Below are 15352 nucleotides of genomic sequence, written 5' to 3' on the forward strand. Positions count from 1 at the left end.
TATTCTGGTCAAGCACAACTGGACACCTGACTTTGTAATTTTTCATAGTTAATCGGAGTTAGATCTCCGAGTGTTGTATGAAGCCGTTCATGGTTGTAATAGCGGATATATTCTTCAACATCTAACTTCATCGTTTCACGCGTTAAGTGAACAATATTTAATAACCATTCATTCTTAAGACTGCCGAAGAACCGCTCAACAACTGCATTATCTAAACAAGCTCCCACGCTACTCATTGAGGCTATTATTTTATGCTTACTCAATAATCGATTAAATCGCCCACTAGTATATTGAGAACCACGATCGCTGTGGAACATCAAACCCGCTTTAGGTTGCCTGATATTAATCGACATTTGCAATGCGCGTTCAACTAAATCAACCGTCATGCGGCCAGATATAGACCAGCCAATAACCCGACGAGAGTATAAATCCATGACAATGGCTAAATACATCCAACCTTGATTGGTCCTCAAATAGGTGACGTCGCCAGCCCACACTAGATTCTCTTGTTTAGGGTTAAACTGCTGACCCAATAGGTTATCAGCAACACTATCTGTATGTTTACGCTTTGTTGTTACCTTATATGCTTGGCGCTGTACGACGACAAGCTTTAGCTTGCGCATGATACTACGTGTACGATAACGACCCACCTTAAAGCCCGCTTCTCTTAATTTCTTGCATAACTGGCGAGAGCCCAGGCTACCGCGACTTCGCTTGAATAACTGTCGTGCTGCTCGATACATGTTCAGCTCTTCTTCACGGATGACTTTAGCGGGGCGTTCAAGCCAATCATAAAATGCACTACGACTCACTTGTAATGCATTACAAAGCAATTTTATGGGATATTTAGAGCGACTCGCTCGAATATACCGATACTTTACTTCATTTCTTTTGCGAAGAAGGCACTGGCCTTTTTTAATATTTCTTTCTCCATACGCAGTCGTTTAACTTCTTTGCGTAAGGCAAGTAATTCAGCACGTTCATCTGAATCTACAGTTGAGTTAGCATGTTGCTCTGCTTTTTGTTTCCAACTGTAAAGCAAGCTAGTCGTGATGTTTAAAGCAGAAGCAGCTTCTTGAACGCTATAGCCTTGTTCACTGACTAATGCCAATGCTTCAGTTTTAAATTCACTGGTATAAGTTTTGTATTGTCTTCTCGTATTCATGTTCACCTCTTTAGTGGATAGTATTATCCAAAATTAAAGTGTCCAGTTCAATTAGACCAGAATAAAGAGATCCAATTCAATTACCTATTTATGACTTATATTCCTCGCCAGTAAAGTTCGCTAATCATTGTCAACAGTCACCGTTATTCTGTTTTAAAATTTTGCTTTTCGATCTCATGTTTTTGCATTTTATCGTATAGCGTTTTACGCGGTAAATTAAGTGCATGCATTGTATTTTTGATACTGCCATTGGTTATACTTAAAGCTTGTTCGATTAATGTTTTTTCAAAGGCTTCTACCTGCTCAGCTAAACTTAACCCTGCATTAACATCATTATTGACATCATTTAAGTCTGATAAGGAACCTAATAAAATATAACGTTCTGCTGCATTTCTTAATTCACGCACATTACCTGGCCAGTCATGACTTAGTAACGCTTGTAATGAATTTGCGGGTAACGCAGGAGCAGCTTTACCATATCGAGCCGCCGCTATTAATAAAAAGTGATGAAACAATTTGGCTATGTCTTCTTTGCGATGACGTAACGGGGGTAAATCAAGGGTGACCATATTCAGGCGATAGTATAAATCTTGTCTAAAGTTGGGCGCTTCTTTTAAATTTACTTTAGTAGCCGCTATGATACGAATATCCAAATCAATGGCTTTATTTGAACCAACACGCTCCAGACTGCGTTCTTGCAATACTCGTAACAAACGCACTTGTGCCTGCATTGGCATTGACTCAATTTCATCAAGGAATAGCGTGCCGCCTTGTGCATATTCAAATTTACCTATTCGTTGTGTATCTGCACCGGTAAATGCGCCTTTCTCATGTCCGTATAATTCACTTTCAATCAAATTTTCGGGTACCGCACCACAGTTGACAGCAACAAAGTTATTGGAACGACGTTGACTTTGTTCGTGTAAGGAGCGAGCTACTAATTCTTTACCTGTCCCTGTTTCACCATAGAGTAGTATATCTGCATGGCTATCTGCAACGCGATTAACCATTTGCTTGAGTGTGAGCATGCTGGGTGTGTTGCCGATGATCCGTGGCCCTAATGTTTCTTTATTTTGTAAGGCTTTTTTTAATTCTCTATTTTCAAGTGTGAGTTGACGTTTCTCTAAGGCTTTGCGTGTATGTTCAATTAATCTATCCGATGCAAAGGGTTTTTCGATAAAGTCATAGGCACCATTTCTAATCGCCTCAACGGCCATAGAAATATCCCCGTGCCCTGTTATCAAGATGATCGGTAAGTCGGCATCGCGTTTTTTTAAGGTATTTAATAATTGTAAGCCAGAGATACCGGGTAACCTGATATCCGATATCACCACCAAGGGTAATGTTTCTTTCATTGCAATTAATGCAGACTCGGCATCTGCATAAAATTCTGCTTCTATATCGGCTAAAGCAAACGTTTGTTGGTTAGCTAGACGCATATCTATTTCGTCATCAATAAAAAATACTGTGCTCATTCATTTTCCTTAATCTTGATTTACTTCTGTTACTTTAATCTGACGGTGTTAATTATTGTTTGGTGTTTATATTGTTATTATTGACGGGGAGTGAGATACAGAACTCTGCACCACTGGATACTCTATTTTTAGCCGTTAATGTACCTTGCATATTATTGATGATTTGCTGAGAAATTGATAAACCTAAGCCCAGTCCTGTTTCTTTGGTGGTAAAGAAGGGTTCAAAAAGGTGAGGGAGATGAGCTTCATCGATTCCAGTCCCTTGATCCAATACTTTAATCTTCGCAATATCGGATTCAACAATTAATTCAATTTCAATCAATTTATGATCGCTGTATTGCATCGATTGCAAAGCGTTAGAGAGTAGGTTAACAACAATTTGTTCTAACTGAATAGGTTCTGCTTTTACATGAATGGAATGTGTAGGTAAATGCATTGTTAGCTCTGTTCTATTGGCTTTTAATTGTGGTTTTAACAGTTCATGGGCGGCGAGAATAACCGGTTGCAAAGCAATTATCTTTAACTCTCCATTGGACTTTCTCGCAAAAGATTTAAGTTGTGAACTTATTTTTGCCATGCGTTCCGTTAAGTGGGTAATACGGCTAAGGTTATTACTCACTTGATCTAACTTATCTCGCTCTAGAAAAAGCACTGCATTTTCAGCATAAGTGCGAATAGCCGATAAGGGATTATTAAGTTCATGGCTAATACTGGCAGACAATTGTCCCAATACGGCTAACTTAGCAGATTGAATCAATTCTTTTTGTGTAGATCTTAACGCGGCTTCAGCCTTATGTCGCTCCTCTACTTCAGCTTGTAATGCAGAAGTACGCTGCATTACGGTAAATTCTAACTTTTGTTTGGACTTTATTTCTGCAAGCACTTGTTCCTGATGACGAGTTTGCTTTTGCTTAATTAAAATAAGGGTCAGGTATAAAAGCATATACAGTAAAGTAATCAATAAGAACAACAAAAGGATATCGAACAGGATTGGGGTAATAGGCGCTAACACGCGAACATTCCATTGTTCATCATCAAAGGCTTTAATTAATGAGAGGTAATAAGTAGGTAGCCACTTTTTATTATCTAATTTTTTATTATCTAACTTTAGGAGGTCGGCGTTAGTGTTTAAATTCCCTGAAATTGGTACATAGTCTATTTTACGCTCAAGGTAGCGACGTGTTTCTCGTAAATCATTTTTTTGCTGCTCTGAGAGTGGAGATAAACTGTGGTAAAGCCATTTGATTTCAGATGAGATAAAAACCACATTATTAAGGTCGGTCACCAAAAAGGATTGTTCTTTGCCTGCCCAATCTTTTTCTATCAAAGATAAGTTCATCTTAATCACTACCACACCAATCGTTTCAGCTGCATAATTAACAGGATATGAAAAGTAGTAACCACGTTTTCCTGAGGTTGACCCTAATGCGAAATAACGTCCAGGAGAGCCTTGAATAGCATCTTGATAGTAGGGACGAAACGCAAAATTATTGCCTATAAAAGTGCTTTTTTTATTCCAATTACTCGCCGCAATGGTAGTGCCATCTTTATCTAATAGGTAGGTATCTGAAGCGCCGACGATTGTGTTGATGGTATTAAGGTGTCGATTAGTTAAATCAAGTTGCGCGCTATTATCAGAAGCCATTAAAGCGTTAATAATAATACCTTGGCGAGACAATAGCTGAGGAATAAATGAAAAATGGCCGAGTTGGCTATCGATATGACGACTGAATCTATCTAGCTGTTGTTGGTTAGTTATTTGTAATTGTTGATAACTGTACTGCCATAGCCAGTGGATGCTTACTAACAAGGTTAAACAATATAAAAATAGCCATAACAAAGTCACTCTGCGTCTGAGGCTATCCATGATCAATACTGCCATTTAAAATCCCTGCTTAACCTAATCCATTTATATGCAATAAAATAACATGTTAGTGATATCGATTATTTGGTATTGGCCGCAACTTTATCCTTTAAAAGGTCACCTTTTATGTAAATTTTTATATTTAACATATTGATTCAAATATATTATCTGATTATTTCCAATTAATTTATAGGTGTTTCATTATAGTTAAGGGACTAAAAATATTGCTTATATCAGTATAAACTCCATAAAAAGTATATGGTGCTTGCTTCAATGTGACGAAAGCGAAAAGAGTATGTTATGTTGAATATTAATTATAAAAGGATGTCATATGCAATTACCTGAAATTTTATTGGATAAAAATTTATGTAAAGTTAGAACAATTACCACTTTTGTTAGATTAGACTTTGATCAAACCAAATGGCCTAAAATCATTCAAAAAGCGAACTCGTTTTGCCAAACACTAGCAAATGATTTAAAACAAAATGGTTATACTGTTCAATCTATTCGTATTGTGACTAATGCATTCGCTGAATATATTGATACTACGGATCTAGATTCTGCTCAACGGGATCTTCGTATCTTAAATGAGATGTTAAATAATGGTCAGCAAAGTGGTTTAAGATTACGATTTGCGATCGGTGAAGCCACCAGTGCTCATCAATTAGGATTAATACCAGAGTTGATTAAAGAGTTTGGCGATTTATGTAATGTCTGCGTCAATATAGAGATGGATGAAAATGGTGTTTTAGATAATCAATTGATTGAAGAAGCGACCAAAGCAGTAAATAAGATCAGCCAGATCACACCCCGCGGAGAAGGTAATTTTAACTTCACTGTTAATTTCAATTGCGATCCTTTGATACCCTATTTTCCCGCTGGTTACAGCAATCAATCCAGTGTAAACAGTTTTGTTATTGGATTAGAAACCCCTGATTTATTAGTGGCAACACTGAAAGCATTTAGTCATCACAATCCGGTCTTAAATCATCAGCAAGCAAGTGCAGGTTATTACCAATCATTGTCCCAACAATTGCAATACCATGTGGATCAAATTAAAACGGTTATTGAAAACGATCATCTTGATAAAGATTTCAAGTTTGCAGGTTTAGACAGTTCAGCCGCGCCTTCAAAAGATTGTGCAAGTATGACAGAAGTCTATGAATTATTAGGCGTTGAGTACTTTGGTGCATCGGGTACAGTTGAAGCCTCTGCATTATTAACCCGTGTATTTAAATCCATTAAACATATTCCGCTGGTGGGCTTTTCTGGATTGATGCTAGCTCTAACCGAAGATAGAGGATTAGCGGAAGGTAGCCAACTACAGAATTTCGATATACGTTCATTATTAACCTATAGCGCAGTGTGTGGCATTGGATTAGATACTGTGCCTATTCCTGGAGACACACCAATTGATAAAATTTCTGCTTTAATGCGCGATACTGGTACGATGGCCTTTCGATTAAATAAACCACTTACGGTTAGGTTGTTTCCAGTACCTGGTTTAGAAGAGGGTGATATGACTGCTTTTGAAAGTGATGATTTATGTAACTGTGCCGTATTATCGGTACCCTAAGGATTGAATATGTCAGTGATTATTTACGGTGATAGTTTGTCGGGTAATTGTTATAAAATTAAGCTACTTTGTTCGCTATTGAATATAGAACACCAGTGGATTGAAGTTAATATTATGGCAGGGGAAACTCGCACTAGTGAGTTTTTAGCTATTAATCCAAATGCTAAAATACCTTTATTAATAACCAAACAAAAACAACCGCTTGCTGAATCTAACGCTATCCTTTATTACCTTGCGCAAGATAGTCAGTTGTTCCCACAATCTGTCTTACAACAATCGTTGTGTTTACAATGGATGTTCTTTGAACAATATAGCCATGAACCCTATATAGCAGTTGCTCGTTTCATTAATAAATACCTAGGCAGCCCTGCAGATAGGTTGCAGGAGCTAGAAAGTAAAAAGGAAGGGGGTAATAGGGCGTTAGCGGTGATGGAAATACAGCTTCAGAAAACGCCTTATTTATTAGGGGATGAAATGTCTATCGCCGATATTAGTTTATTTGCTTATACGCATGTGGCCTATGAAGGTGGATTTGATTTAAATGAATTTCCCGCGATCCTTGCTTGGATATCTCGCATTGAGCATCAGAAAGATTTTATCCATATAGGGTAATTTTTGTTAGATACTGTACTGTGTCACATGCGCTGATTATAAAGTGTACACGATCGTTCAAGTTACCCTAAGTTATAACATTTCGTTATAACATTACTAAAGACAGGGATAACACTTAATGGTTTAATACAAAATTACAGATGTGCACACTTTCGCTTCAATCAGACTGAATTAGGCTAAAATATAATGATTATTATGCCTTACCCTCAGGTTTTACTGTAGAATTTAAGTGAACTGCTAATAATAAATTAAATTTATTTATAGATGTTTTCCTGACAACAAAATATTACTTCTTAACATCAATCGATAGTGTTACCTATAAATGGTTCAGCTTTTATCAACTGAATGGTGCTTAGTATTATGTATTTAGTTTGGTTAGTTTTTAAATATCGTAAATAGTCGCTGTAAAGTATCCAGTTATTGATGTTGCATTGCCAACACATAACATAAACCCAAATTGATTTTAGTTAGGAATAATATGAACGTATTTTTTAAAAAAGCATTGGTTGCGCTAGTAGCTGCAACAAGTTTATTAACCGTACCTGCATTTGCACAGGAAACAGTTAAAGTGGGTATGTCTGGTCGTTACTTCCCATTTACATTTTCTAAAAGTGATGTACTTCAGGGCTTTGAAGTGGATGTATGGAATGAAGTTGCAAAACGCGCTGATTATAAAGTTGAATTTGTGACAAGTAGCTTTTCTGGTTTATTTGGCATGTTAGAAGCAGGGCACATTGATACTATAGCAAACCAAATTACCATTACAGAAGCACGTACTGCTAAATATGCTTTCTCAATTCCTTATGTGATCGACGGTGTTCAAATCGTTGTTCGTAAAGGACGGGATGATATCCAAGGTGTTGAAGATCTTAAGGGCAAAAAAGTTGCAGTTAATTTAGGGAGTAACTTTGAGCAAGTATTACGCAAAATTGATACAAGCAATGAAATCAATATTGTTACTTACGATACAGGTATTGCGCAAGATGTAGCATTAGGCCGTGCTGATGCATTCGTAATGGACCGAGTTTCTTCTGCACAGTTAATTAAAAAAGCTGGGTTACCTTTACAATTAGCAGGTAAACCTTTTGAAAAAATTGAAAATGCAATGCCATTTTTAAATAAACCATCACAATTGATTATTCGTGACAAAGTTAATAAGGCACTTGAAGCAATGCGTGCAGATGGGAAATTAGCTGAAATCTCAAACAAATGGTTTGATACTGACATCACGCAATAATATTAATCCTTAAAGAGTCGTTTTTATGCAAAGTTCATTTGATTTTCAATACATTATTGAATTAATGCCCATTTTATTAAAATATCTTGGGGTGACAATGGAAATGGCACTTTGGGGGTTTGTATTTGCATTAATACTCGCGCTGGGTTTAGCCCTAGTGCGTGTATTTAAAATTACTTTTATACAACACCTTGTCTCTCTCTATATTTCCTTTTTTCGTGGCACGCCATTATTAGTACAACTGTTTCTTTTGTATTATGGATTCCCACAATTCATGCCTATTTTTGTTGGTATGGATGCTTTTACCGCAGCTATTATAGGCCTTTCATTACACTTTTCTGCGTATATGGCTGAAAGTATTCGAGCTGCAATTTTAGGCATTGATAAATCACAAATGGAAGCCTGTTTAAGTTTAGGGATGACACGTTTTCAAGCAATGAAACGTGTTATTTTGCCACAGGCTTCACGTGTCGCAACCCCCTCATTAATGAACTATTTCATCGACATGATCAAAAGTACGTCATTGGCGTTTACATTAGGTGTTGTTGAAATTATGGCGAAAGCGCAAATGGAAGCCTCTTCAAGCTTCAAGTTTTTTGAAAGTTTTCTTGCTGTAGCCATTGTTTATTGGGTTGTTGTTATCATCTTTACACGTATACAGCATCTTCTAGAATACAAACTTAATAAGGCTTATTAATCATGATCAAAGTAACCAGTCTGAGCAAAAAGTTTGGTGATTTAGAAGTACTTAAAGATATCAATTTTGAAGTGTCTCAGGGTGAAATAATTGTTATTATTGGTCCATCTGGTACCGGTAAATCTACCTTATTGCGTTGCCTTAATTACCTTGAAACACCAACTAGTGGTCTAATACACATTGGTGATGTCAATATTGATGCATCGTCACATACCGCAAAAGAAGTGACTGCATTACGTAAACAGAGTAGCTTTGTATTCCAAAACTATTCTCTATTTGCCAACAAAACTGCGCTGCAAAATGTAGCTGAAAGTTTAATTACGGTTTGGGGAGTACCTAAAACGGAAGCGTTAGCAAAATCCGAGGCTATTCTAATAAAAGTCGGCTTAAAAGATAAACTTCACATTTATCCTTCACAATTATCTGGCGGTCAACAGCAGCGTGTTGGTATTGCTAGAGCAATGGCAGCGAAGGGTGAAGTTATTCTATTTGATGAGCCTACTTCGGCATTGGATCCTGAATGGGTTGATGAAGTATTAGCAGTAATGAAACAATTGGCCGTTGAAAGACAGACCATGATTGTCGTTACCCATGAAATGCAATTTGCAAAAGAAGTCGCTGATACGGTTATTTTTATGGAAGATGGATATATTGTCGAACAAGGTTCGCCACAACAAATTTTTGAAAATCCGCAGCATCAACGTACTAAAGCATTTGTAAAAAGAGCGTTAAAAAAAGGATATTAACTTTAGGTTAGTAAACTTGATTATTTTGTATCCGTCATCATTCAGCTATAGAAATAGTAATACAGTTTGAATGGTAACGGGTAAATACAAAAACAACAATCAACCACTATACAAGCTTATTCTTTAACTTCTCTGCCTTTAAATTTTTTATCAAAACATCTCTTTGATAAATATCATTTAACATTTAAATTCAACTATTTAACTACATTTATTTGTTATAATGCTAGCCATTAGTTAATTTCGATTTCAATACTTTTAATTCAAATACATTAATTTAAAAATAAAGGATTTCACAATGCAAGAGCAAAAATTGATCGACTATGGACCGTTGGCGGTGTTAGTAGGCACATGGGAAGGAAATAAAGGTAAAGACCTTGCTCCGGAACCCGATGGCACTGAACATAATGAATATTATGAAACTATTGTATTTACCGAAGCCGTTGATTTAGCAAATGCAGAAGAAGAAAGATTGAGCGCTGTACATTACACTCAAAAAGTAAAACGTATTAGTAATAATAAAATAATTCACCAAGAAACTGGATATTGGATGTGGCAACAGGGGACTGATAAAGTAATGCATTCTTTAACTATTCCTCGTGGTATTTGTGTACTTGCGGGCGGCACATCATCGCAACAAGAAAATACAACAATATTCTCAGTGGCAGCATCGTTAGATAATGAACAGTGTCCTATTATCCAAAGTAGCTTCTTGGTACAAAAAGCGAAAACTAAAAGTTACAAACAACAATTACAGGTATCGGGTAATACACTTCAATATCAACAAAATATGTTACTCGATATTTATGGTAGAGAGTTTGATCATAATGATAAAAACACCTTAACTAAAATAAAGTAAACATTTCTGATTGCTGTAAACAGAGGCAATTTAGCCATCGCGACTTATGTTTTAGTAACTATCTTTTTAACAAATTGCCGTGAGCTATATAGATGCTTATCAATGGATTTGAAGGAATATTAGTCTATCATGATGATTTAAATACTCTTTCGCAAGCTGCCATCTATAGTTTGAAAGTGTTAATTTAAAACTATAGATGTGTCGAAATAATTTACATTTTTAAATTCTACCTACATTGGTATATATAAATAGTAGTAGTAACAATGGCTTGCTAACTTGGCCTTATAATTGCTTATTACATCGTAATGATTAATTAAGAGGTAAACATGAAAAAAACTTATACGATTATAGCGTTAGTCACAGGTTTATATTCACAGGTTGGTGTCGCGGGGCCGATAGAGTTGCTCAATGAACATAACCTGATTGTATTTGGTGATTTACAGTCAAATAGTGAAGTTGAAGGTAAAACGTTAGTCGGTGGCAATATCTCAGGTCCTGCATCAAATTATGGTATTAAGCTAGCACCTGCTGTTAATGCATTAGTGGTAGGTGGTAACGTAACATCAGGCTCGACTATCAATGCAAATGGACACACAGTCACGGTTGCTGGAAATAATAATGGAACAATAAACTCAGCGCTTACCGTTACAGGGTCTTCGCCAGTGGATTTTGGTTTAGTGAAAAATGAATTGACAGCTTTTTCATCTTACTTAGCTAACCTCAATGCCAACTCTTTATTGGACTCACCAAATGGTAACCAACCAAGCGCTGCAAATTTTAATGTTGATTCAAGTGTTGGTAATGGAATGGCTGTATTTAATATCGATACTAGTGACTTATTTGGTAATGGTTTAGTACAACAATACGATATTAAATTTGCTAACCAATCTCCATCTGCTGTAGTAATAAATGTCGCAGGAGAGAATATCACAGATGCAAGTTTGGGTAATCCCGTCGGTGGATTTAACAAAGCGAATAGTGATTTTATAATTTGGAATTTTTATGAAGCTATTGATATTAAATTAGATAAACGTTTGCAGGGTAGTCTATTAGCACCTTTAGCAACATTAACTATTTCTAATTATATTGAAGGTTCTGTAGTAGTTGATAACTTTTACCAAAACGGTGAGATACACAACCCAGTGTTTAATGGTGATATCGCTTATAACCCAATTCCGACAGTAAGTGTTCCTACTCCCGTACCTGCTCCTTCTTCTTTATTTATATTTGCGGCTGCTTTACTTGGTCTCGGTTTATGGCGTCGTAAAACCTCTATAGGTAAATAATCTATAGCAACGCTTCCGATAAAAAACAGTACCAAAATAGAGATGAGGTCACCAATAATTGGTGGCCTTTTTTGTGAAAGTAAAGAATGGCAGGAAAAAATCATCTACAAAAAAGCCGCTAAGTAGGTAGCTACTAGCGGCTTTATTATATTTATTAAAGCTAAGAAAATGTACTAAAACTATTAGGCTGATTACATTTAGCTTATAAATTTAGTAGGGCAGTTAACTTTATTTGCTATGACGTTGTTTTAGCTCAGCAGCAACATCAGCTAGTGATAAACCTTCGTTTTGTAGCAATACGGTTAAGTGGTAGATAAGATCTGCACTTTCACGAGTTAACTCATCCATATCTTTAGCCATTGCAGCTAGTGCAACTTCAACACCTTCCTCACCTACTTTTTGTGAGATACGTTTAGTGCCACGTGCATACAAACTGGCTGTATAACTACTTTCAGGATCTGCACCTTTACGGCTTTTGATCACTTGCTCAAGGTCTGACATAAAGCTTAAAGCCGGTTGTTGTTCGCCTTTAAAACATGTTTCAGTACCAAGGTGACAAGTTGGACCAACAGGATCAACAATGGCAAGTAATGTGTCATTGTCACAATCTGAACTAATTTCGATAACATTTAAAAAGTTACCTGACTGTTCTCCTTTACACCATAAACGTTGTTTTGTGCGGCTGAAAAATGTCATTTTTCCAGATTCAAGCGTTGCCGCTAATGATTCTTGATTAACGTAACCCAACATTAAAACTTTGCCCGACGTTTTATTTTGCACAACTACTGGCATTAGGTTATCTACTTTTGCCCAATCCAGTGATTGAAGCTGTTCTTGTTTCATTAAACTCATAAACGAATCGCTACCTTTTGTGTTTGAAGGTAAGATTTTAACTCACCAATATTAATTATTTGTTTGTGGAATACGCTTGCTGCTAGAGCACCATCTACATCGGCTTGATTGAAAACGTCTGCAAAATGTACCATTTCACCAGCACCACCTGAAGCTATTAACGGAATGGTACATATTTCTCGTGCTTGACTCAATTGGTCAATATCATAACCGCATCGAACACCATCTTGATTCATTACATTAAGAACAACTTCACCAGCGCCACGTGATTGAACTTCTTTAATCCAATCAAAGGTATTCCATTTAGTTGTAATTGTTGCATGCTCATTACCGGTAAATTGCTTCACTTGATGTTGACCTGTTTCTTGATCAAAGTATGAATCAATACCAATAACGATGCACTGTGTACCAAATTTTTCCGCTAAACGATTAATTAGACTAGGATCGGCTAAAGCAGGGCTGTTGATCGAAACTTTATCAGCTCCAAATTCCAGAATACGCTGTGCGTCCTGTTCAGTTTTAATGCCACCGGCAACACAAAAAGGAATATCAATCACTTCTGCTACGCGGCTTACCCAACTTTTATCAACAACACGGTCATCTGAACTTGCTGTAATATCATAAAAAACCAGTTCATCAGCACCTTCTTCAGCATAACGTTTAGCAAGCGGTACGATATCGCCTACGATTTCGTGGTTACGAAATTGTACACCTTTTACTACCTGTCCATCTTTAACATCTAAACAAGGAATGATACGTTTTGCTAACATAATAAAAATCCCTTTAATAAATTATTATACATCAATATGTTACCTATTTTATTCATTAGCTTTAGTTCCATCAGCATTGTAAATGCACAGAGAAATATAATTACTCACTAATATTTTTAGTTTGTTATTCACGTCAATGCACTAAGTATATAATTATTCTCACTTATCTTGAACGACTATTTTAATTTTAGTGCTTCAATTTATACTCATCAAAGAGCATTACCTACCACAAGGCTTTATTCGGTCATTATCGCGACATAAAATCATAATATTTAAATAGTCTCAGAGGCTAATTGATCAAATCCATTATTGTTTGTCTGTATTGCTATTTTTCGAAGTGCATTAATTAATCGAACTTATTATGCGGATCTAGGATAAATAAAACAGTATAAAAGATCTAAATGCATTTTAGTTTCGTATTAACCGCCAACGAATAGAAAGATGGTTAGGAGTTAACATGCTAGTGAATATGATTGGATTTAATTTTGCTTGGTTTGGCCTCATATATTGGGGGAACATATTTATACCTGTTGCGCTACTAATGTTAGCTATTCATTTACTGATTTTGTCTGATAATAAAAATGAGGCAAAGCTTGTTTTAGTGATCACCGTGATCGGTGTTTCAATCGATTCAATGCTTAATTACAGTAACTTCTTCATTTTTATGGGTTCTGGTTATACGCCGTTCTGGTTAATCGTACTGTGGGCATGTTTTGCAAGTACGGTTTCACATAGTTTATCTTTTTTAAAGCATTCTAAATTGTTACAAGTCAGTGTCGGATTTTTTATTGCACCTCTCAGTTATATTGTGGCTGGAGAGAAATTCAATGCCGTTGATTTTTCATATCCACTCGTTGAAACGTATCTAGTGCTTGGCGTAATTTGGGCGTTGTTATTCATTGTTATATTTTTATTAAAGTCACTGATCTTGGTTAAAAGCAGTGCTGATTCGTTTAAATCAGCCAATACACGATCAAACGATGTTGCTTTTACTAAATTAAAAACAGATAAATCGGCAGATAGAGAGTATCCAAATGTTTAAAAAAATAAGCTATGTGGGGTTGTTATCATTTGCATTGTTTTTCAGCAATGCCATAAATGCGCAAAATAAGACAGATGATAAAGCACAGTGGCCTACAACATTGTCTTCTTTTCAACAACAGAATGAGTTGAAAGTGGTTGGCAATGCGATTTTTTCAGTACTTTTTTGGGATCTTTATAAGAGCCAATTATCAACAGGTTCAGGTAAATATCCACAATCATCTAATCACGATAACTTAATTTATAAAATTGATTATTTAAAGGATGTAACGGCTGTAGATTTAGTTGATTACACCATTGAACAATGGCAGTACTTAGCAGTAAGTGAGCAACAATATAAAGACTACTTACCGCAATTAAAGGCTATTTGGCCGAACATAAAAGCAGGTGATAGTTTGGCGTTAGTAGTGAAAAATAATTCAAGTGCCTTTTATCACAACGGTGAATTGTTAGGTGCTATGGATGGAGAGAATTTTGCTCTTTTATTTTTAGATATTTGGTTATCAAAAGAGACCAGCGAGCCTAAATTACGTGAGCAATTGTTAGGGAGAACTGTTAATGATTAAGTTTAAAAAAGTAATGAATAATGCTAAGAAATCTCTACTTAAATATAAAAAAGTTACATCGGCTACTTTAGCGTGTGTTTTAACATCGACACTACTAATGAGTTGCTCTGCAAATATAGAAGATTACCAACAGCAGGGTAAACAATTTGACCTTAAAAAGTATTTTAGTGGCGACTTAATCGCCTGGGGAACATTACAGGATAGAAGCGATAAAGTAACGAGACGTTTCTGTGTTGAATTATCCGGTAGGTGGCAGGGTGATAGCGGAGTATTAGCTGAGAAATTTTATTTTGACGATGGCGAAATCAGTTACCGAAATTGGTTATTGACTAAACAACATGATGGTAGTTACTTAGGTACCGCTGAAGATGTTATTGGTGCAGCAGTAGGTAAGCATCAAGGTTTTGCTTTCCAACTGCAATATACATTAGCGCTGCAAGTTGATGAAAGCACTTACAACGTAACCATGAATGATTGGATGTATCAGTTGGATGAATATCGAGTAATGAACAAAACGTCAATATCTAAGCTTGGTTTTAATGTTGCGAATGTGACGTTGTTTTTTGATAAGCAATTGCCCGTTAAAAAGTGTCAATAAAAATGAATAGA

Annotated in this window: 14 protein-coding genes and 1 pseudogene; 10 read left to right on the forward strand and 5 right to left on the reverse strand. The window is 36.1% G+C overall.

Annotated features, from left to right (window positions below):
- Positions 1 to 8: 8 nt before the first annotated feature.
- The 3 genes and pseudogenes from GQR44_RS16940 to GQR44_RS16950 all read right to left on the reverse strand — a co-directional run bounded on the left by GQR44_RS16940 (position 9) and on the right by GQR44_RS16950 (position 4522).
- Positions 9 to 1165 (reverse strand): annotated as a pseudogene (locus tag GQR44_RS16940) (IS3 family transposase).
- A 143-nt stretch (positions 1166 to 1308) separates the two neighbouring features.
- A complete protein-coding gene (locus GQR44_RS16945) occupies positions 1309 to 2640 on the reverse strand; it encodes a sigma-54 dependent transcriptional regulator (protein WP_166372875.1) in 1332 nt (443 codons plus the stop codon).
- A gap of 52 nt (positions 2641 to 2692) precedes the next feature.
- Positions 2693 to 4522 carry an ATP-binding protein gene (locus tag GQR44_RS16950; RefSeq protein WP_240923714.1) on the reverse strand — a complete coding sequence of 610 codons (1830 nt, stop codon included), beginning with the start codon at positions 4520 to 4522 and terminating at the stop codon, positions 2693 to 2695.
- Positions 4523 to 4835: 313 nt separating this feature from the next.
- Here GQR44_RS16950 and GQR44_RS16955 point away from each other — a divergent pair, with 313 nt between their 5' ends.
- The 7 genes from GQR44_RS16955 to GQR44_RS16985 all read left to right on the forward strand — a co-directional run bounded on the left by GQR44_RS16955 (position 4836) and on the right by GQR44_RS16985 (position 11514).
- Positions 4836 to 6080, forward strand: coding sequence for a DUF711 family protein (locus GQR44_RS16955; protein ID WP_166372876.1), 1245 nt, complete (start codon positions 4836 to 4838; stop codon positions 6078 to 6080).
- 15 nt (positions 6081 to 6095) lie between these two features.
- Positions 6096 to 6692, forward strand: a complete 597-nt coding sequence (locus GQR44_RS16960; RefSeq protein WP_166372919.1) for a glutathione S-transferase family protein — start codon at positions 6096 to 6098, stop codon at positions 6690 to 6692.
- A 478-nt stretch (positions 6693 to 7170) separates the two neighbouring features.
- Positions 7171 to 7929, forward strand: a complete 759-nt coding sequence (locus GQR44_RS16965) for an amino acid ABC transporter substrate-binding protein (RefSeq protein WP_166372877.1) — start codon at positions 7171 to 7173, stop codon at positions 7927 to 7929.
- Between the two features lie 25 nt (positions 7930 to 7954).
- Positions 7955 to 8626, forward strand: coding sequence for an amino acid ABC transporter permease (locus GQR44_RS16970; protein ID WP_166372878.1), 672 nt, complete (start codon positions 7955 to 7957; stop codon positions 8624 to 8626).
- 2 nt (positions 8627 to 8628) lie between these two features.
- Complete coding sequence (locus tag GQR44_RS16975; RefSeq protein WP_166372879.1) at positions 8629 to 9372, forward strand: amino acid ABC transporter ATP-binding protein; 744 nt, start codon at positions 8629 to 8631, stop codon at positions 9370 to 9372.
- Between the two features lie 295 nt (positions 9373 to 9667).
- Positions 9668 to 10228, forward strand: a complete 561-nt coding sequence (locus GQR44_RS16980) for a heme-binding beta-barrel domain-containing protein (RefSeq protein WP_166372880.1) — start codon at positions 9668 to 9670, stop codon at positions 10226 to 10228.
- A 326-nt stretch (positions 10229 to 10554) separates the two neighbouring features.
- Positions 10555 to 11514: a collagen-binding domain-containing protein gene (locus GQR44_RS16985; protein ID WP_166372881.1), complete on the forward strand. Its 960-nt coding sequence runs from the start codon at positions 10555 to 10557 to the stop codon at positions 11512 to 11514.
- Between the two features lie 228 nt (positions 11515 to 11742).
- Here GQR44_RS16985 and hisIE read toward each other — a convergent pair whose 3' ends face one another.
- Together hisIE and hisF are read right to left on the reverse strand one after the other, a co-directional pair.
- Positions 11743 to 12366, reverse strand: coding sequence for a bifunctional phosphoribosyl-AMP cyclohydrolase/phosphoribosyl-ATP diphosphatase HisIE (gene hisIE, locus GQR44_RS16990; RefSeq protein WP_166372882.1), 624 nt, complete (start codon positions 12364 to 12366; stop codon positions 11743 to 11745).
- A complete protein-coding gene (hisF, locus tag GQR44_RS16995; RefSeq protein WP_166372883.1) occupies positions 12363 to 13136 on the reverse strand; it encodes an imidazole glycerol phosphate synthase subunit HisF in 774 nt (257 codons plus the stop codon). The genes hisIE and hisF overlap by 4 nt, the downstream gene beginning before the upstream one ends.
- Before the next feature lie 457 nt (positions 13137 to 13593).
- On the opposite strand from hisF, the gene GQR44_RS17000 reads away from it, so the two are divergent.
- Genes GQR44_RS17000 through GQR44_RS17010 form a run of 3 tightly spaced genes read left to right on the forward strand, consistent with a single transcriptional unit; the run spans position 13594 to position 15341 of the window.
- Entirely contained in the window at positions 13594 to 14178 is a 585-nt protein-coding gene (locus tag GQR44_RS17000) for a DUF2878 domain-containing protein (protein WP_166372884.1), read from the forward strand.
- Positions 14171 to 14743, forward strand: coding sequence for a chalcone isomerase family protein (locus GQR44_RS17005; RefSeq protein WP_166372885.1), 573 nt, complete (start codon positions 14171 to 14173; stop codon positions 14741 to 14743). Before GQR44_RS17000 ends, GQR44_RS17005 begins: the two co-directional genes overlap by 8 nt.
- Positions 14736 to 15341 carry a DUF3833 domain-containing protein gene (locus GQR44_RS17010; protein WP_240923715.1) on the forward strand — a complete coding sequence of 202 codons (606 nt, stop codon included), beginning with the start codon at positions 14736 to 14738 and terminating at the stop codon, positions 15339 to 15341. Before GQR44_RS17005 ends, GQR44_RS17010 begins: the two co-directional genes overlap by 8 nt.
- Positions 15342 to 15352: the final 11 nt, after the last annotated feature.

This window comes from Psychromonas sp. SA13A (assembly GCF_011378715.1).
Lineage (GTDB): Bacteria > Pseudomonadota > Gammaproteobacteria > Enterobacterales > Psychromonadaceae > Psychromonas.

Bases quoted from the DNA above. Each gene is read 5' to 3' on its own strand.
- GQR44_RS17005 (WP_166372885.1), top strand. From the start codon at position 14,171: ATGTTTAAAAAAATAAGCTATGTGGGGTTGTTATCATTTGCATTGTTT.
- hisIE (WP_166372882.1), bottom strand. From the start codon at position 12,366: ATGAGTTTAATGAAACAAGAACAGCTTCAATCACTGGATTGGGCAAAA.
- GQR44_RS16980 (WP_166372880.1), top strand. From the start codon at position 9,668: ATGCAAGAGCAAAAATTGATCGACTATGGACCGTTGGCGGTGTTAGTA.
- GQR44_RS16985 (WP_166372881.1), top strand. From the start codon at position 10,555: ATGAAAAAAACTTATACGATTATAGCGTTAGTCACAGGTTTATATTCA.
- GQR44_RS16950 (WP_240923714.1), bottom strand. From the start codon at position 4,522: ATGGCAGTATTGATCATGGATAGCCTCAGACGCAGAGTGACTTTGTTA.
- GQR44_RS16965 (WP_166372877.1), top strand. From the start codon at position 7,171: ATGAACGTATTTTTTAAAAAAGCATTGGTTGCGCTAGTAGCTGCAACA.
- GQR44_RS16945 (WP_166372875.1), bottom strand. From the start codon at position 2,640: ATGAGCACAGTATTTTTTATTGATGACGAAATAGATATGCGTCTAGCT.
- GQR44_RS16975 (WP_166372879.1), top strand. From the start codon at position 8,629: ATGATCAAAGTAACCAGTCTGAGCAAAAAGTTTGGTGATTTAGAAGTA.
- GQR44_RS16970 (WP_166372878.1), top strand. From the start codon at position 7,955: ATGCAAAGTTCATTTGATTTTCAATACATTATTGAATTAATGCCCATT.
- GQR44_RS16955 (WP_166372876.1), top strand. From the start codon at position 4,836: ATGCAATTACCTGAAATTTTATTGGATAAAAATTTATGTAAAGTTAGA.
- GQR44_RS17010 (WP_240923715.1), top strand. From the start codon at position 14,736: ATGATTAAGTTTAAAAAAGTAATGAATAATGCTAAGAAATCTCTACTT.
- hisF (WP_166372883.1), bottom strand. From the start codon at position 13,136: ATGTTAGCAAAACGTATCATTCCTTGTTTAGATGTTAAAGATGGACAG.
- GQR44_RS17000 (WP_166372884.1), top strand. From the start codon at position 13,594: ATGCTAGTGAATATGATTGGATTTAATTTTGCTTGGTTTGGCCTCATA.